The following is a 19,407-nucleotide window of genomic DNA, read 5'->3' as shown; positions in this document are numbered from 1 at the left end:
TTCAGAGTCTTTCATGCTTGCGCTCGTTTCCAAACGAGTGCATAAATAGTCATACGATTTTATCGTTGCAAACGATATCCTATTACAACACTCGTTATAAACGAGGGTTAGCAGAGGTTCAGAATGACAGCGATTCCAGCAAACTAATATAAATATCAATCCCTTCTTCAATCTCTTCCACACCGATAAACTCATCAGCCGTGTGCGAGCGGGCAGAATTACCCGGTCCCATTTTAATGGATGGCATATCCAGCCAGCCCTGATCTGAACTTGTTGGCGAAAGGTATGTTTGCCTGCCCAGACCAATTCCTGCCACAACCAAAGGATGAAGAATATCGATATAAGATGGTTTTAAAACATTTGGCCGCAGCGTAAAATTGCATGAAGTATGGTTAATGATGGTATTTACAATTTCCCTTTCAGTATAATTATGGTCGAACCGGATATCAACAGTAAAACTGCATTCGCCGGGTACGATATTATGCTGAATGCCCGCTTTAATTTCAGTCACCGTCATTTTTACGGGCTGCGGCTGATTATCCATAATCGGGAACAGGTAACTTTTAAACCATTCAATATCTTTTAAAGCATGATAAATGGCATTATCTCCCTCTTCCCTCGCTGCATGACCTGATCGACCTTTAGCAACACAATCAATCACCATCGAACCTTTTTCGGCAATGGCCATCTGCATGCAGGTTGGTTCGCCAACAATGGCAAAGGCAATTTCTTTAACATCACCCAGAATGTCGCGGATACCCAGTTCGCCTGAAGTTTCTTCTTCGGCTGTAGCAGCTAAACAAAGGTTAAAAGGCAGGTCTTTCCGCTCAAAGAAATATAAAAAAGTGGCTATTAATGATACTAATGGCCCTCCGGCATCATTGCTGCCCAAACCATATAATTTTTCGCTTTCTATAACCGGACTAAAAGGATCGCGGGTATATTGTCCGTTGGGTCTCACCGTATCGTGGTGAGAGTTTAAAAGGATAGTGGGTTTTGCCGCATCCATGTATTTATTGTAGCACCAAACATTATTATGTTTCCTAAAAGTATTAATGCCGTGCTGATTTAAAAAAGATTCGATATGATCGGCTGTGAGGTTTTCTTCGCCACTGAATGATGGGATGGTAATTAATGTAGAAAGAAGTTCGACCGATTCCTGGTATAAATGGTTAAGATCAGGGCCTTCGGTAAGGTGTATTTTACTAATGGTATTCATGACTGATGTGGTTAGGTAATTAAGAATGAGCAACTTCCTGATAAATTTCTGCCTGCTGGTACACCACAGGCTGGGCATCGATAAAATATTCAGGATCAAAAAGCATCGCGGTACACAGGCAGTTGCATTTTTTCTTGCGTTCCAGAATATCATAGTTTACACAGCTTTTGCAACCTTCCCAGAAATGCTCGTCGTGGGTAATTTCGGCAAAACTTACCGGTAGAAAACCAAGTTTAGCATTCATCCGCATAATGGCGGGACCAGAGGTAATGCTAAAGATTTTTGAATTGGGGTACAACCTTCTCGACATTTTAAAAATCCTGTCTTTGATTGCTTTCGCCACCCCCGAATTCCTGAATTTTGGGGCAACAATTAATCCCGAATTGGAAACAAAACGGCCTCCTTCCCAGGTTTCGAGGTAAGAAAACCCTACCCATTCTCCGGTATTGGTTAGGGCGATTACCGCCTTGCCAGCTGTCATTTTTTCAATTACTGATGCTGCGGTTCTTTTGGCGATTCCTGAGCCACGTGCTATGGCCGATTGTTCTGTTTCTGTTATAATTTCTTCTGCGTAAGGTGCATCGTTATGATTGGCGATACGTACAAAAATGATCTGGTTATCCATGATGATTAAAATTTCATGCCGCGCCTATTACAAATCGAATACCGCAAATCATTACCCTTGCCACAATCGCTGTTAAAATACTTCAGGGGTCCTTATTTTTATTTAAAAAATATGGTCAAGCTTTCCTTACCCTACCAAAATGAAAGGCTTAATTCCATTTTGAAAAAGCACGATAGGATTTTGTTATAAATAAGCAGAAAACTTTCTCTTCATATTTATCGTATGTTAGTTTAAACCTAACAGGAATAACCTGGCCAGGCTTAGTAATTGTAAAGCAGATATATACCTGAGTATTCAAAATTTTTTAGTACATTATATCTTATGTAGATCCCTTTTAACCTAAATTTTATGATATGACGCCTAATCCCGACAGCAGCTCTTTTGTTAAGCCACTCATCCAGTATATGGAGCAATATCATCCAATTTCTCCCGTTCTTGTTGCGCTTTATGCAAAGCAGTGTACACTTTTAACCGTTAGAAAAAATAAACACATTGTTTCTCCTGTTGATAGTAATGCGGCACTTTATTTCGTTGTTAGCGGCATTGTGCGGGGATTTATAAAAGACAGCGATAAAGATATCACCACCTGGTTCTGTTTTGGAAACAACATTGTCGGGGCTATCCGCCATCCCGATCTTCAGCCCAACCACTCTGTTGAATATTTGCAGGCATTAGAAGATTGTGAACTGATCCGCGTGCCTTATACGCTGATCGAATATGCTTATGCCAATTTTGAGGAAGCAAATATTGTTGGCAGAAAACTTTTAGCCTTACATTATTACGCGGCATCCGAAAGATCGATCCTGGCACGGATTCCAAATGCACTGCGGAGGTATCAGAAACTGGAAGAAAGCAAAAAAATAGACCTGAACAAAATACCTCTACGCTATCTGGCCAGCTATTTAGGCATGAGATTAGAAACCTTAAGCAGGATCAGAAGTAAAGAATTGAATAAAGCGGACAAAGAGCCTGTGGAGGTATAAACGACCTGAAACAATAAATACATTCTAATTTAGCCTGAAAAGACGGCACACCCCATTTGGATGTACCGCCATTTACCTGAACCAATAAATCAAGTGGTTTAGGTTTAGAAATTTGTGTTTACAATTAATTGGCTCCGGCCCGAATCAACAAAATCAAGCGGGATAATACCGAATTTACCATGCGTATTATTGGTAAAAAAGGTAGTGATTTTTGGATTGACAGCATTTGAAACTGTAGTAATGCTAGGGATACTGAATATACCCGCTTTGTATCCGCTTGCATAATTAAGGTAAAGTTTATTCGAAGTATCATTTTTTGCTTCGTTCAACAAGGTTTCTATTCTGGTCCATTTCGTATTTACATCGTTAACATTGTAAAAATCCTGTATTTTTAAATTAGCAGCAGCATTGTTGATATCGAACGTGGTGTTATCGGCCCAGGCAGTAGCATCGATCCCTTTTGATGACGATGCCCCAAACCTTCTTAACAACCTGATTTTTCCGCGGATACTGCCCAGGGTTGGGATATTATTCCCTAAATCCCATTTGCCTGGATTTTGCTGTACATAAGAGTCGAAAGTTTGCTCAAAGGAACGGGTATTGTTCGATGGGGTATGCTCTTCTTTCACACTCATAATAATGGCTTCTGTTGGGTGACTGTTTAAAAAATTGATACAGGCATTCAGCACATCATTAAAATTAAGGTTCTGGTAAATGGCCCCGTGGTGAATGGCAAAACCATTGTCGATGTGCCTGCAACGGATATCAAGGTAGCGCACACCTGCATTTAACTGATCGGCAATGCTCAGGTTCTGGCATTTAGCCGTACCGGCAACGGGTTCTATCATAGCACCAGAATCGTGCGTACCTGGGATAGAAATAGTAGCAATGCTGTTCTGATCGGCAAGTACACTCATCCAGTTATTGAGTGAAAAACTTAATAATGCTGCACTTGGATTAACATTTTCTTTCAGTTTTGGTCCCGAAAATTTTTCAGTCTGTTCTTGTTCTTTTTTACAGGCGCTAAAGGTGAGCACCAGGGCCACGAAAAGTGGCAGTTGAAGTTTCTTCATAGTTTTTTAAGGAAGATTGATGATCTATTTGGTTCAGTGTCTTAAAGTTAGTAAAAGGTTTTACTAAATCGATACACTTAACAATTTTATAATGATTGTTTAATTTGAGTGGCATAAAAAGAAAAGGCCACAGTGTTATTACACCATGGCCTTATATTAATCAACTAAACCTTGTAAATACTAACCAAATATTTACGGTTTGATATAGGGCAACCTTTTAATTTCCGATTAAATTCAGTTGAAATGGAAAAGTGTTGAAATCAAATGCAAGGGCGTAAGCCCCTGCATCGATCGCGTTTGTTGTCCCTAGACATTGTACATCAGATATCCCTAATACCTCATTACATTACAATTATAGTAATTAACAGAGGTGATGTGATGATTCAAACATATCCAAAGCCTATCCAAAACTATGAACAGCTAAAAAACTAATAACCAGCGCTGTAAATCATAATTAATTTGTCGGATTTTCTAGAAATAGGTAAACATTACGGTTGATTGGCAGTTTTTATTGGCAACAGCCCTCACCCAGTGTGCACTAAAACCATCGGGGAATGTATAATTTATGGTTTCTCCTGCTTTGATAGAAAATGTTTTATAAGGGTGAAAACCCGATAGGTCGAAATCAATCTCCAGGGTGATTTCTGCATCTTTATCAGCTGTCAGGCTTACCTTTTTCTGGTCGTAGCCCGTCATAATGTATGGTAATGATGGTTCGTTCGCTTTTACAGCTGTATTTTTCCATACGGCACCCTCTCCCACTGGTTTACCCATTTTCCACAGGTCATCAATACCGCCATACCACAATCCGTTGGCCTGGTTACCAAAATAGTGTCCATCTGGATTTGCGCCCTGCCTGGTACCGCTCATCACTAATAATCCCCGCCAGGTGCAAAAATCCGTAATCTTTTTATTGTGGGTGGCAACTGGCCTGATGGCACTGAATCCGGATTCGCGGCCAACTTCGTAAAAAGTACCCTGGATGTTCATCATAAAACGTTCGGATTCTACCTCTCTTTTATCGCGGTAAGGAAAAAGTTCGTATTCAGCTGATCCTTTTGGCAAACGGAAAGTGCCGGTTTTATCTTTTATAATAACGGAAGCATCATCAACACTATAATTTTTAGTTATGGCCAAAAGCTTTTCCATTTGTGCGGTACTATCGGCAGCAGGATTTAAAAACGATAATTTCTCGTCAACTTCCTGATATTGTTTTTTGCTGTTTGTTGTATTTAAAACCTGAAGGTTTTTATTGTAATTTGAAGGACGGATTAAATTATTGTTCACTTTAACTTTCTCAGTAATCCCGGCCAGTGCGTTAAACATCGGATCTTCGTTTTTATGCATCTTTCCGGTAAAATGAAAAAATGCTGAGGCTATACAGTTCTTATCTGTTATGATCCGTACCCAGGTTGCCTTAAAATCAGCCGGAAATACAAAATACTTATATTTATTGGCCGCAACAGTTATTGTTTTGTAGTTTTCCCATATATTATTCCCGTTTTTGTCTGTCTGAATGGTAAAACGCACAGCTTCTGCCGATTGCTGAGCAAGGTGTAAAACCTTTTTATCAAAACCATTGACCAAAAAGGCATCTGAAGGGATATTAGATTTAACTTCATCATTATCCCAAACGCCGCCCCAACCGGTTGCACCGCCCCAGTCTTTTAAATCGTTCCATTGCCCGAACCATAGGTTAGATTGCGCCCTGCCAGCCATCGGGTTTTCCAAAACGGTGGTTTCATCAGTCGAAATTACGATCTGGTTGTTCCAGCTGCAAAAATCAGGAATGTAGCGTAAATGGCTATTTACCGGGGCAATCCCCCCACTGTTGTTCCTCGAAAAAGTTTTTGGAAAATCGTACATCATGCCATGCATGTCCATCAGCATTTTGCCGTTGCCAACCTCGCGGATACGTGGCCATTCGGTGTACCAACCACCACTGTGATCGTAGGTATGGGCTGCTTTGGGTAAACGATAGGTGTACCATTTTCCACCATCCAGTAATTTCAACATCACCGAACGTTTATCCCATCCAATGCTCCAAAGCGGCGATTTATCATTTGGAGAACCATAAATACCACCTGGTCCGGTTACATCGGTAAACTGTCGGCGTTCAATTATTTTCCATGTTTTTCCATCCCAGCTGGCCAAAACACCTTTTTCTTCATCATTTTTTGGTAAATCGCCTGCTTCGAGCATGTCTTTTGTGAGTTTAAAAACAGCTTCTTCACCATTATTGGCCACTACCAATTGTTTTTGTGCTGTATAAGCGCCTTTGCCATGCCAACCAGGCACAGGTTTATTAAATAGTTTTTTTACGGCAAGTGTATGCACATTAACTTCGTAAAGCATCCCTTCCATGTCGTAAAAATAAACCATGTTGGCCGGATCGGTAAGGTGGCGCGTGGTTGAAGTCATCCGGCCGGGCATCACCGAAAACGGGATTACCCTGATATTACCTTTGTCATCTATAAAATAATTGCTGGTAATTAACTGATTGGATTCTTTATGGATCATCCGGTTAGCCGGGGTGCCTCCAATGCTTTTGGGATGTATGGTAACGTTAAGGTTGTTATCGATACTATATAACTTGTCTGAGCTTCCTTTAGGCATGTGAGGTGAATAGGTAACCATCCAAAGTTTGCCTGCCCAGGGCGTAATGGCACCTATACCATTTTCGCCACCATCGCCATAGCTTTTCGTAGCTCCTTTTATTTGCCAGTTTTGCTTATCCCAGCTTTCGTTAAATGTGGCCAGATGCGGATAAACACCACTTACCTGTAAGGGTTTTGTTTGGGCAGCGGTTAATTGAACGGTAAAAACGGCAGCGCTTATTAAGGCACTAAGTTTTAATATAAGGTTTGTTTTCATGTGTATGTTTTAAACAGCCGGAAGTATTGTTCCGGCTGTTGTATTTAATAATTCGGGTTTTGTGTCAATTTTGGATTTAATCTTACTTCAACGGCGGGTATTGGCCATAAATACTGTTTGTTTTTATCGAAACTCCGGGTAAACAGAATTTTTACATCAGCACCAAAACCTGAATAATCGGCAATTCCATCATCATCGATTGGTGTAACACCCGGGAAAGGCCATTTCGCCCTGTTATGGTTAGCAGGATCGGGTAAGCCAATAACGGGTTTAGTAAGTGCTTTTTCGGCAAGCTTCCACCTGATGAGGTCCATGTAACGTAAACCTTCAAATGCAAATTCTATTCTTCTTTCTCTCCTTACTACTTTTTTGAGTTCGGTTAAATCAAGCGTGGTAACTGCAGGATAGGATCCGGTTTGAGTTGACGCAACACCATAAGCCCTCGCCCTTACCTTATTCAGGGCATCTAAAACAGTTGCATCTGCCTGTCCTAATTCTACTTTAGCTTCGGCATAAGTGATCAACACTTCTGCAAAACGGATAATAATGGCATCATTATCTTCATTATGGGTATCCGACCAGCTCTGCTCTACACCTTTGCGCCAAACAAAACCGGTAAAGGTGGCAAAAGGTGCAACTGCCCGGGTATCGTTATTGGTTACTTTCCGCCCTAACTTATTGCTCCAAACCTGTGTTGAATCCGGATGCGGATTAAAATTATAGCCCAGCCAATAGGTATTAAAAGGCACCACTGTGGCTGCCAAACGTGGATCGCGGTTATCAAATGGTTTTAATGGATTGTACAAGGGAGATTCATCAATTGGTTTACCATCGGTACATTCGTAAGCATCAACCAGTTCGCGGGTTGGCATGGTAGCGGCAAATCCACCTGCATTACGGGTTAAAATATCATCGGGTACACTTGATACCTTTTGGGTCTGATCGCGCGGGATGCTTAAAATAATTTCGGCACTTTGTTCCCCAGCCCTTTGAAATAATGCAGCGTAAGAAGTATTTAAAGAATAAGCGCCTGCACCGTTTAATTCCATTACCGCTAAAGAAGCTGTTCTTGCCGTTTCCCAATCGCCCATGTATAAGGCTGTTCTCGCTTTTAAAGCCAGGGCGGCACCTTTGGTTAATCTTTTAACTGCTGCGCCATAACTTTGTGGCAGGTTTTGAGCAGCAAAATCATATTCTGTCTTTATAAAGCTGTAAATATCTGCTTTTGTTGTTTTACCAACATTGCTCGCTTCTTCTATGGTCTGCGTTTTTAAAATGAGCGGCACATCCCCAAAATGGGTAATCAATTTGGTGTATTGGTAAGCCCTTATTAAACGCATTTCGGCTTCAAGCCTGGTTATAACGGCTAATGGTGTATTGGATGCGGCACGGTCTTTACTTTCTAAAAAAGTATTGGCGCGGGCAATTGCCTTATAACAATTTTGATAAAAGGTTTGCACATTACCATCTGTTGAGGATAAACTGCCGGCAATTACCGGATTACCGCCTGAGCCACCGCGGTAAAAACAATTATCGGAAAAGAATTCTTCCCAGGCGCCAGTGCTTTCTTTAACCGGCGTCCAGAAATCCAAACGGTACAAATCGTTTACAGCGAGCTCCAGTTCGTTCTGGTTTGAATAAAAATTATCAGAACCGGGACTTGATAAGGGGTTTAAATCAAACTTTTTACAAGAAAATCCGCAGAAAGCCAGGATAGATATGATGATGAATAACTTTTTCATTTTATAATATTTTGAACCGTTAAAACTTAACTGCAACTCCGCCCAAAAAGGTGGTAACGATGGGATAACTGGCATTTCCAGATTCGGGATCGGCATATTTCGGAAATTTACTGCTGGTGAGGAAATCATTTGCGGCAACATAAATCCGGATAGACTGCAGGCCGATTTTTTTTAATAACGCCTGTTTACTAAAGGTGTAACCCAGCGTGGCATTCTTTAACCTGAAATATGATCCGTCTATCAACCAGAAATCAGAACTGGCATAATTGTTTGTGCTGCTGGTGTTTGATAACCTTGGATACTGCGCTGCAAGATTTTGTTCTGCGCCATTTGTTTTACTCCAGAAATTGCCATCGAGCAAGGTCGGAAAATTACCGAACTGCTCCTGGAAAGGCCTTACCACATCATTATTCAATCTGCTTAACCTTTTGCCCACACCCTGAAAGGCCATACTAAAATCGAATCCCTTATAACCGATATTGATATTGCCTCCATATTGGTACCGTGGCAGAGAACCACCTAGCAGAACACGATCATCAGCGTTGATAATCCCATTATGATCGAGGTCAACATAACCGATATCGCCAGCGGTAATGGCCGAGCTGGTTTTAGCGGCCCCGTTTGCAGCGGCTACATTTTGGTAAATTCCTGTAGATAAATAGCCATACCATTCGTTAAACTGGCTGCCTTCCATATTTACCTGCTGACTGTTGATTTCCTGGCGGGTACCATTCATATTTTTGATCTTGCTTTTGGCATCGGCAATGTTAAAACCTGCGCTATAAGTAAAATCGCCAATTTTATCTTTCCAGTTTAAACCAAGTTCCCATCCATATACATCTAAAATTCCTGCATTTTGAGTCGGCCTGTCGTAACCCAGATTATAGGGGATATCCAGAGAAAGCAATATATCTTTGGTACTCTTTTTATAATAATCTGCAGTAATACTTAAGCGGTTATTTAAGAAAGCGGCATCGATACCGATATCGGATGATTTTGTGGTTTCCCATCTGATATCCCTGATGGCATAAATGGTTTGGGCCGCAGTTGTTAAGGGCACCAATACGCCGTTCTGATAAAACAGTGCGGTATTGGACAGATCGATAGATGCCTGAGAAGGATAATAATTTTGTGCATTGTTTTGATACGGATTGGTAATGCGCTGATTGCCCACCCCACCATAAGAAGCCCTTAATTTTAGAAAGCTTACCCACTTTACATTTTTCATAAAGTTTTCTTCCGAAATGCTCCATCCGGCCGAAAAAGAAGGGTAAGATGCACCACGGAATCCGGGAGCAAAACGTGAGGACTGATCGTACCTTAAATTGGCCTGAATATAATATTTACCCATAAAATCGTAGGTTAACCTGCCGAAAAATGATTGAAGGCTTTCTTGCCCAGCATCGCTTGAATTATCCCTCAAAAGCTGTGAGCCCACACTTAAATAGGGATAATCCGTTAATGCAAATCCGTCGCGGCCTGCACCCAATGTTTCGTAATTAAAGTAAATGCTCTCGAAACCTGCCAGCGCACTAAAATTGTGCTTATTGTTAAAACTTTTGGTGTAATTAGCTAAAAACTGACTGTTTAACTGGTAAGTTTCGTTACGTGATTCCCTTAAAGTGGTTAAAGCAGTATTGGTAGCAGCACTTGATGTACCATCAGCATTGGTGTAGGTAATTTTTTTCGAAAAAGCCTTACTCTTGTCAAAATCGAAGGTAGGTGCAACCTGCGCCGTTAAGGTTAAATCTTTAATGGGTTTAAAATTTAAAGCCAGCCGGCCTTGTAACTGGTTAGAAGCCCCTGTTGTGGTTCCACCTTCATTTAACTGGGCCAGCGGGTTTCGCCCGTCTTTTGCAATGGCATAAGCCCCATTGGTATAAGTAGCACCATAAATAGGCGGCATTAACCTCGCTTCGTAAATCGGGCTCTGCCCGCTAAATGGGTTATTTACCGGCGAAAGGTTATTTAAACGCCTGAACGATAAATCGACATTAGCATTGAATTTATCACTGAGTTTAATATCGTTATTTACCCTAAACTGGTAACGTTCGTAATTGTAGTTATTGTAAAAAGCGCCAATATCCTGGTAACCGAAAGAAGCTTTGGTTTTTAACTTTTCGGTACCCGAAGTAAAACTCAGGTTATGCTCCTGCCTTGGGGCGTAATCTCTGGTTAAAATCAGGCTTTGCCAATCGGTATTTCCAAAAGGGAACAGATCTGGCGTTGCGGCCCTGCGCGCATCAAAGTTTACAATGTAGTCATTTGCGTAGGGTCCGGTTGCCGACCCATCGTTAGTGGCCTGCTCGTTAAAATACCGCATGTAGGTAGGCGAGTTTACATAGGTAGGTAAAGCTGTAGGTTTTTGCAGGGCGTACTCAAAATTATAATCAAGGTTTGAAGCTCCGTTCTTGCCGCGCTTGGTGGTAATCAAAATTACACCAGCGGCACCTCTTGACCCGTAAATGGATGCGGAAGAAGCGTCTTTTAACACACTGAACGATTCTACATCATTTGGGTTCACCAGATCCATACTGCTTACAGGTATCCCATCAACCACTACCAAAGGTGCATTTGAGTTTAAGGTGGTTACGCCCCTGATCTGCACTGTTGCCCCCGCACCTGGTGCCGCACTACTTCGCGTTACCGATACACCCGGAACAGCACCCTGTAAGGACTCTGAAATCTGAGCGGTTTGCCTTCCCGTAATATCCTCGGCACTGATGGTAGAAATTGCGCCCGTTAAATCTTTCTTTTTCTGGGTACCGTAACCCACCACTACTACATCGTTAAGATTTTTGGTATCGGCAGCCAAACTAATGGTCAGGTTTGTGCCGGTTATCGAAACCATTTGTTCCTGATAACCGATATATGTAACCAAAAGTTTATCCGTACCGGTTGGAACATTTAAACTAAAGAGACCGCTGGCATCGGTTGTAGTACCCGTTTTTGTACCAGGAATACTAATGGTAACACCAATCAGGCTTTCTTTGGTACCTGCATCAATCACCTTCCCGGTAACCGATCTGGTTTGTGCCTTTAGTGCATAACAACTGCACAAGAAGAACACCATTAAGAGTAGTTTTCTTTTCATTAAATTTGGTTAGTTTTATAAAAAATAGTTTGTTTTGCAGCGAAGAAACTTTTTACCTTCATTTGCTATGATAAACTTAGGCAATGATTCAAGTCCCAAAACGATAACCATTTATACAAATGTTTATCAATATTATTGATAAGACAACAAACTAATAATCACCCACTTAGACCGAATGAATAGTGAATTTGTACAGGCTGAAAATTCTGTTTTTTTTAAACAGCTGGATATCTGTTGTAAAAAAGTAGCACTTCAGATCGGTGAAAAAAGCATTTCGGAATGGAAGAATAGCGATTACATTAAACTCAGTGGTTTACTGCACCGGAAAACCAAAGTGCATTTAAGTGAAAATACATTAAAACGTATTTTCGGAAAACTGAAAAAACCTACACGTTATTACCCGCAAAAAGCAACGAGAGATGCCCTTGCACAATTTATCGGTTTTAGGGACTGGTACGAATTTGAACTTTTACACCCGGTAACCGAAAGGGAAAACAGTACAGTTCATGCTGCACCATCAATACCTGTAAAACCAAAGCCTAATTATACCCTTTATTTCATATTTGCTTTTTTTATCATAGCCGTATCTACCGGTGTTTACTATTTTTTTAAAAATGATGAAGTTCGCAATGTAAAGCTGGTCTGTTTAAATCCGGAAGGGAAAAGCCCGCACTCCGCTATTTTTAAGCTTGGTGTAAAAGGAAAACTATCTGATGAATTAAGCAATTTTGTGATAGATTTTGGAGACGGCAGGTTAAAGCAATCGAATTTTAGCGACAGTACGGCAAATCATTATTACGAAACTCCGGGAAGGTATTTCCCTTTATTATACCATAAAAATACCATTATAGATACAGCTTATGTGTACCTGCAAAGCAAAGGTTGGGATATTATTGCAACCATGCAAAATGATTCGACGAGGGTTTATCCGATATTAAAAAGGCTTTCTACAATGCATGATTATCACGTAACCAGCAGAGATGCGCTGGATGCAGGTGTTGATACGAGTAAAACATTTTTTGTGTCGTTCGCTAATGTTAAACCCACACAAATCAGTGCCGATAATTTCGAGTTCAATGCCGGTATTACTACTTCTGCAGAAAGACCAGGGGTGCGTTGCTCTCAGGTAGATCTGGTTTTCTATGGAGAACGCGATAAACATTTTCTGAGTATCATCAAACCTGAGTGTACGGTTTGGGGTTCATACAAGTTTTCGGAAGTTAAAAAAACAGGTCAAAAAGATGATTTGAGAGAATTTGGACATGACCTCACCAATGGTGGCCAGGTTAAACTGAGGGTAGAAAAACAACAGGTAATCCTGTTTATAAACGGCAGGGAAATCTTTAAAACCAAATATCGTACCCCAATTGGAAAGTTAATGGGTTTCAAAGTTGTTTTTGCAGGTATAGGTTCTTTTAAAAACTTCAGCCTTGCTGATTTAACAACCGGCGAGAAGTTTTAATCCTCTCTTATTCAAATTTTCATCATCTCTACGAAAAACAAATCCCAAAAAGGAATAGATCATTAAGCAAGCTGTTAAAATAGTTATATTAGCGGCACTAATCATAATGAACATTTCGAAAAACGCCGGTTTAAACAAAGTATTCACATTTCTTTTAAAAAAGGAATGTGTTATTGCTATTTATCTCCTGCTGGCTGTTGTTGCCGGTTTTAAGCAATATCACCATCATTCGTACAATAATTACCTGATCTTTAAATATGTGTACTGGCATACCGCAGATCTCCAGAATTTATACAGCAATTATCCCGAATATTTAGACAGTAACCATTACGGACCAGTATTTTCGGTTTTTATTGCACCATTTGCCCTGTTACCCGACGGTTTAGGCTGTATATTATGGAACATTGCCAATGTATGTATATTGCTTTGGGGCATATACAGCTTACCTATATCGCTTAAAAAAAGGACAATTATCGCCTGGATCTCCGCGCATGAGGCATTAACGGCACTTTTTAGTTTTCAGTTCAACATTGCCTTAACCGGAATTATATTACTCAGTTTTTCTTACCTGATCAAAAAAAAGGAAATACAATCTGCCTTTTTTATTGCATTTGGTACATTGGTAAAACTTTACGGGATAGTTGGATTAGCCTTTTTCTTTTTCACCAAAAACAAGTTAAAATTCATTTTAGGCTGTTTTATTGCATTTGCTTTGTTGTTTGCTGTGCCCATGATGATATCATCACCGGCATTTGTCATACAATCATACAGCGATTGGTACCATTCTTTGGCACATAAAAATGAGCTGAATGCCTCTCTAACTTCTTTTCAGGATATTTCTTTAATGGGCATCGTTAGAAGGGCAACAGGTAATATCAACATTCCGAACATGCCGTTTTTATTGGGCGGTTTAATCTTGTTTGGTTTGCCATATACCCGCATTAACCAATACAAATATTTGGGTTTTAGGTTAATGCTACTGGCCTCGACATTGATTTTTACCGTGATATTTAGCAGCGGGTCAGAATCGCCAACTTATATTATTGCTTTTGTAGGTGTAGCCGTTTGGTTTATGGTGCAGCAAAACCCCAAAAAAGGATGGATAATTGCCTTATTTATTTTTGCTTTTGTATTAACTAGCTTATCACCAACCGATATTTTTCCCCGGGCTGTTAAAGAATTTATTCGTCTATATTCGCTTAAAGCCCTACCTTGCGTAATTATTTGGCTAACCATAATATACCAAATGATGAAAGAAGATTTTAAATCTTATCAGATTGCCGATTAATGAATAAATTAGTTTCTATAGTAATCCCTGCCTACAATGAAGCCGATAATATTTTCGTAATTGCCGAAAGTATTAAAAATGTTTTTTCGTTGATCGATTACCGTTACGAAATTATCCTGGTGGATGATGGAAGCGCCGATTATACCCTCGAAAAAATTAAGGATTATGCGGCAACGGCTGATAATATTTTCTTTCTGGAATTTTCGAAAAATTTCGGTCACCAACTGGCGGTAAAAGCCGGTATGGATCATGCTTTTGGCGATTGTGTAATTTCTATGGATTGCGATATGCAACATCCGCCAGAACTGATTCCTGAAATGCTACAGAAATGGCAGGAAGGATTTGAAGTGGTTTATACCATAAGGGAAGAAGATAAAAACCTGTCAAAAGGCAAGAGAAGCTCCTCAAACCTGTTTTATAAAACCTTAAACTGGTTATCTGATATTGATTTAGAACCTGGCGCAGCTGATTTTCGTTTGCTTGATCAAAAAGTGGTGAGTGTTTTCAGGAATTTCCACGAAAATGAGCCTTTTTTACGCGGGCTGGTAAAATGGCTGGGCTTTAAACAGTTTGCCATCAGGTATAATCCTGCTGCACGTTTCTCGGGACAAAGCAAATACACCATTAAAAAAATGTTAAGGTTAGCCTTACATGGTGTAACTTCGTTTAGTATAAAACCACTGTATTCTGCTGTTTATCTGGGCTTTATTCTTTCATTCGCATCAGTCCTGTATATCCCTTACATTATTTATGCTTTTGTAAACCACGTAGAAGTTTCTGGCTGGGCATCGGTAATTATGACCATTGTCTTTTTTGGCGGACTGCAGCTTATTATTTTGGGCATAATTGGGATTTACGTTGGTAAAATGTTCATGCAGTCTAAAAACCGTCCCAATTATATTATCCGTTCAACTAATATTCAGCAAAAATAAATGGTACTGTTAAGTTTTGATATCGAAGAATTTGATATGCCCTTTGAATATGGAAAAGATATTTCATTTGAAGATCAGATCGCCATTTCGAGGGCGGGTACCGTGGCTATTTTAGACATTCTGGATCAATATAAAGTAAAAGCCACTTTTTTTTGCACCGTTACTTTTGCCGAAAATATCCCCGACCTGATTAAACGGATTACAGAAACAGGACATGAACTGGCTTCTCACGGTTATTATCATTCAGATTTTAAACCCGAACACCTGCTTCAATCCAAACTTAAACTCGAAGAACTTTCCGGGAAAGAAATTACAGGTTACCGCATGGCGAGGATGATGCCTGTTGATGAAAAAGAAATAGAAAAAGCAGGCTACACCTATAACACTTCGATAAACCCCACCTATTTGCCCGGAAGGTACAATAATTTTAATATTTCGAGAACGCATTTTGTTAAAGAGAACGTATTGCAGATTCCGGCATCGGTAAGTCCGCTTGTGAGGTTTCCTTTATTTTGGTTGTCATTTCATAACTTACCACTCAGCATTTACAAAACACTGGCCAGCTGGACCTACAAAAAGGATAAATACCTGAATATTTATTTCCACCCCTGGGAATTTACTGATCTGAACGATTTTGAACGTTTTGGTTTCCCGGGTTATGTGAGGAAAAATACAGGATTAAAAATGATCGAACGTATGAAAGCACTTATTTCGTGGATGAAAGCGAAAAACTATCCCTTCGGAACTTTTCAGGAGTTTATTAAAAATCTGCCCCGGTAGTTTTTTAAGAAAAATATTTGAACGTTTGGTATTCGGGGCAGTTACAGGAGCATTTAGCCCCGGGCGAAGCGGCATCCCCGAAAGCGCAGCAAAGGGATACAGAGGAGCACGGGAACAAACCTAAATAGCTGTAATGGCCCTGCGCTCCAAAAAACTAAAAATCTACTTTATTTATACGTCTCTGCTAATTTTAGTGCATTATAAGCGTTAACAATGCCTCCGCTCACACATATTTCGCTAAAAAGTACCCGAACATTTTCACCTTTTTCATTTTTGTACTTCACTTTGTGGGCTACTTTCGAAACTGATTTCATAATAATTTCCCTTACCTGAGCAGGTTTTAACTGTGGATAATAGCTTAAAATTAAACCGGCCAAACCAGCAACAACAGGCGAGGACATACTTGTTCCATCCGCTTCTTCATATTTATTATCGGGCACTGTCGATTTAATTAAAAATCCAGGCGCAAAAACATCAACGCTATATTTGCCATAATTAGAGAAATCAGCTTTCAGGTTATCATCATCTTTGTATGCACTTGCGCCCACCTCGATCCAATTGCTGGCATGCGGAAGGGCAAATTTTGCCGAATCTATTACGATGGGTTTAACCAATGTTGATCGTTCGAAAGGAGGCCGCATTCCCATTCCGTTATTCTGTCCCATTGGGCGGGGTGGAGTAAAATCGGGTTTCGCTGGCTTTTTGTTGGCTTCTTTATAAACTTCAGCTTCTTTGCTATCAAAAAACTTGTTCGGGTAATTTTCTTCCAGATCATTGTTCTGGTTATCATTTCCAGCTGCATGTATCAATAATACACCTTTGCTCTCAGCGTATTTAACTGCAGAATCTACAGCTTTCTTATCCCATTTATAGCTCTTACCAAAACTCATGTTAATTACCTTTGCACCATTATCAACCGCGTAACGGATCCCATTGGCTACATCTTTGTCGCGCTCATCACCGGTAGGCACAACCCTGACGGCCATGATACTGACGTTATTGGCTACGCCTGATATACCAATTGAATTTGTACGGTCGGCACCGATAATGCCCGATACATGTGTACCATGGAAAGCATCCGGTCCTTTCACATCGTTATTTCCATAATATTTCTGGTAAGAATTGCTGTAATCATCCCCTACCAATTCGGCCCGCATATCATATTTAGGATTCAGGTTATATTTCAGCATGGCATCATATTGCTTGTACCCTTCTTTTATACTTTTGTAAAATTTATCAAAACCACCATCCTCTTTAGAACCTTTTCTGATAATGGTTTTCACCTGCTCTTCCGTATCATCATCAGCCTTGTAGCGGTCAATGTCCTCAAGCGTTGGCATTTCCTTTTTATTAATTTTGGCTACAGAATCTAAAACTTTATTAATGGCAATGAGGAAAGCAAATGTATTGCTGGCATCTTCGTATTTCTTACCAAAATCGCCCACCATTTTTTTGTACAACCTAAATTCTTCTTTTTGCGTACTATCTAAAGGGGTTAAATTAGTAGTAGACTGGTATTTTGGCCTGTAAATCCTTAATAACCTCACCAGTTCTAAATTATCAAATTCCAGATTTCCCTTTTTAGATCCAATAAAATTCCATCCGTGTATATCATCTATATAACCATTGCCATCATCATCAATTCCGTTACCAGGTATTTCCTTTTTATTCGTCCATAAAATACGTTGTAAATCGGGATGAGTGGTATCTACTCCCCCATCAATTACAGCTAAAATAATGTTCTGTTTAGGCTTTTTTTCTTTTAACAGCTCACGATAAGCCTTTTCGGTACTGATACCAAAATATCCGTTTTCCGTTAAATCTAAATTAAACCAATTGGCGGGGAGTTGTACATTTTTATTCTGGGCAAAAGCACTCAGGCTTATGCAGAAAATAAAAACAAGGAAAGTTAATTTCTTCAGGTTAGCGTTCATCATAGCATTATGTACGTAATGCTACAATAATACGGTTTTATTACCTTGAGGACGTAAGATTTTACATTTTTTAACAAGGGGGATGAGATGATGTAAGATGGAAAATGGATGATGTAAGGCGCAAAGTTTTCGAAAGCGATCTGCTTAATCCGTGAGAACATATCAGCATTATACGCTAAATATTGATATAACTGAATTTAGTATATTTTTTTGGAGCGCAGGTTTCTGTGCATTTAGGTTGGGTTCCGTCCTGCTGTAAGCTTAATCCTTTTGGGAAATCATTTTAACATAAGCAATCATCTTTGCCCAAAAGGGATACCGCTCCCATCAGGGCTATTTAACCATGGATAGAGGTATGATGGAAGATGTAAAATGGAAGATGGATGACGGAACGGCCTCTGCGGCTATCAGTGCTATCTGCAAGAACAACCCTTAACTTATCTTAACTCATTAATGGTGAGAAATACTTTAGGTTCCTTTTATCATTAATAAGTTAAGGCCATTAAAAAAAAGGGAGCTTAACTTATCTTAATTATTTAATTGGAAGATGTAAAATGGATGATGGAAGGCCCTTGCGGCGATCAGCGCTATCTGCGGGAACAACCCTTAACTTCTCTCATCTCCTTAATGATGAGAAGTCAATTACAAACCTCTGTAAACGAAGAAAACCCTTTAACGTTTCTGTTAAAGGGTTTCTTTTAAGATTTGGCACCGACCGGGGGCTCCCATCCCGGAGTTCCGGGACAGTACCATCGGCCCTGGTGGGCTTAACTTCTCTCAACTCTTTAATGGTGAGAAGTCAATTACAAACCCCTGTAAACGAAGAAAACCCTTTAACGTTTCTGTTAAAGAGTTTCTTTAAGATTTGGCACCGACCGGGGGCTCCCATCCCGGAGTTCCGGGACAGTACCATCGGCCCTGGTGGACTTAACTTCTCTCAACTCCTTAATGGTGAGAAGTCTATTACAAACCCGCTGTAAAAGAAGAAAACCCTTTAACGTTTCTGTTAAAGGGTTTCTTTTAAGATTTGGCACCGACCTACTCTCCCACGTGTTACCGCAGTACCATCGGCTCTGGTGGGCTTAACTTCTCTGTTCGGAATGGGAAGAGGTGGACACCACCGATATAGGCACCTAAATATTTTTAATTAAGACTAAAGATGAAAGCTTAAAGACTAAAGCGAAATACGTCTTTGGTCTCTGGTCTTTACCCTTTTTGCTTAAATGACATATTATTGAAAGAAGTTATGTTAGAAGAACAAACAACGAATGTTGTTGCTTTGAAAGCTTCGGATGATTAGTACTACTCGACTGTGCTGTCACCAGCTTTACATCTGTAGCCTATCAACGTAGTAGTCTGCTACGGTCCTATATGGAATTCTCATCTCGTGGCTAGTTTCGC

Annotated in this window: 12 protein-coding genes and 2 rRNA genes; 5 read left to right on the top strand and 9 right to left on the bottom strand. The window is 40.1% G+C overall.

The genetic code is table 11. From position 1 onward, the window contains the following. Window positions 1–118: 118 nt before the first annotated feature. Both ABD769_RS00070 and ABD769_RS00065 read right to left on the bottom strand, forming a co-directional pair. On the bottom strand, window positions 119–1,219 hold the full coding sequence (locus ABD769_RS00070) for a M20/M25/M40 family metallo-hydrolase (RefSeq protein WP_344848036.1): 1,101 nt from the start codon (window positions 1,217–1,219) through the stop codon (window positions 119–121). Window positions 1,220–1,238: 19 nt separating this feature from the next. Continuing rightward, complete coding sequence (locus ABD769_RS00065; RefSeq protein ID WP_344848033.1) at window positions 1,239–1,844, bottom strand: N-acetyltransferase; 606 nt, start codon at window positions 1,842–1,844, stop codon at window positions 1,239–1,241. A 353-nt stretch (window positions 1,845–2,197) separates the two neighbouring features. On the opposite strand from ABD769_RS00065, the gene ABD769_RS00060 reads away from it, so the two are divergent. Then, a complete protein-coding gene (locus ABD769_RS00060) occupies window positions 2,198–2,827 on the top strand; it encodes a Crp/Fnr family transcriptional regulator (RefSeq protein ID WP_344848030.1) in 630 nt (209 codons plus the stop codon). 104 nt (window positions 2,828–2,931) lie between these two features. Here ABD769_RS00060 and ABD769_RS00055 read toward each other — a convergent pair whose 3' ends face one another. The 4 genes from ABD769_RS00055 to ABD769_RS00040 form a co-directional block, all read right to left on the bottom strand. Next, window positions 2,932–3,900: a phosphatidylinositol-specific phospholipase C gene (locus ABD769_RS00055; protein ID WP_344848029.1), complete on the bottom strand. Its 969-nt coding sequence runs from the start codon at window positions 3,898–3,900 to the stop codon at window positions 2,932–2,934. A gap of 471 nt (window positions 3,901–4,371) precedes the next feature. Further along, on the bottom strand, window positions 4,372–6,774 hold the full coding sequence (locus ABD769_RS00050) for a hypothetical protein (RefSeq protein ID WP_344848026.1): 2,403 nt from the start codon (window positions 6,772–6,774) through the stop codon (window positions 4,372–4,374). A 44-nt stretch (window positions 6,775–6,818) separates the two neighbouring features. Further along, a complete protein-coding gene (locus ABD769_RS00045) occupies window positions 6,819–8,516 on the bottom strand; it encodes a RagB/SusD family nutrient uptake outer membrane protein (protein WP_344848023.1) in 1,698 nt (565 codons plus the stop codon). A 19-nt stretch (window positions 8,517–8,535) separates the two neighbouring features. Further along, window positions 8,536–11,610, bottom strand: coding sequence for a SusC/RagA family TonB-linked outer membrane protein (locus tag ABD769_RS00040; RefSeq protein ID WP_344848020.1), 3,075 nt, complete (start codon window positions 11,608–11,610; stop codon window positions 8,536–8,538). 175 nt (window positions 11,611–11,785) lie between these two features. Between ABD769_RS00040 and ABD769_RS00035 the strand changes: the two genes are divergently transcribed. The 4 genes from ABD769_RS00035 to ABD769_RS00020 all read left to right on the top strand — a co-directional run bounded on the left by ABD769_RS00035 (window position 11,786) and on the right by ABD769_RS00020 (window position 16,072). Beyond that, window positions 11,786–13,072, top strand: a complete 1,287-nt coding sequence (locus tag ABD769_RS00035; protein WP_344848018.1) for a hypothetical protein — start codon at window positions 11,786–11,788, stop codon at window positions 13,070–13,072. Window positions 13,073–13,178: 106 nt separating this feature from the next. Next, window positions 13,179–14,360 carry a glycosyltransferase family 87 protein gene (locus ABD769_RS00030; protein ID WP_344848015.1) on the top strand — a complete coding sequence of 394 codons (1,182 nt, stop codon included), beginning with the start codon at window positions 13,179–13,181 and terminating at the stop codon, window positions 14,358–14,360. After that, window positions 14,360–15,292, top strand: coding sequence for a glycosyltransferase family 2 protein (locus ABD769_RS00025; protein ID WP_344848012.1), 933 nt, complete (start codon window positions 14,360–14,362; stop codon window positions 15,290–15,292). Before ABD769_RS00030 ends, ABD769_RS00025 begins: the two co-directional genes overlap by 1 nt. Continuing rightward, window positions 15,293–16,072, top strand: a complete 780-nt coding sequence (locus tag ABD769_RS00020) for a polysaccharide deacetylase family protein (RefSeq protein WP_344848009.1) — start codon at window positions 15,293–15,295, stop codon at window positions 16,070–16,072. Between the two features lie 167 nt (window positions 16,073–16,239). On the opposite strand, the gene ABD769_RS00015 is transcribed toward ABD769_RS00020, so the two are convergent. From ABD769_RS00015 to ABD769_RS00005, 3 genes are all read right to left on the bottom strand, one after another. Then, on the bottom strand, window positions 16,240–18,006 hold the full coding sequence (locus tag ABD769_RS00015) for a S8 family peptidase (RefSeq protein ID WP_425568843.1): 1,767 nt from the start codon (window positions 18,004–18,006) through the stop codon (window positions 16,240–16,242). Between the two features lie 1,025 nt (window positions 18,007–19,031). Next, a 5S ribosomal RNA gene (gene rrf, locus ABD769_RS00010) occupies window positions 19,032–19,143 on the bottom strand. 139 nt (window positions 19,144–19,282) lie between these two features. After that, window positions 19,283–19,407 (bottom strand): 23S ribosomal RNA (locus ABD769_RS00005); the annotation flags it as partial.

Origin of the sequence: Pedobacter jeongneungensis (assembly GCF_039538295.1) — a bacterium.
GTDB lineage: Bacteria > Bacteroidota > Bacteroidia > Sphingobacteriales > Sphingobacteriaceae > Pedobacter > Pedobacter jeongneungensis.
This window is presented reverse-complemented; position numbering and strand designations above follow the sequence as displayed.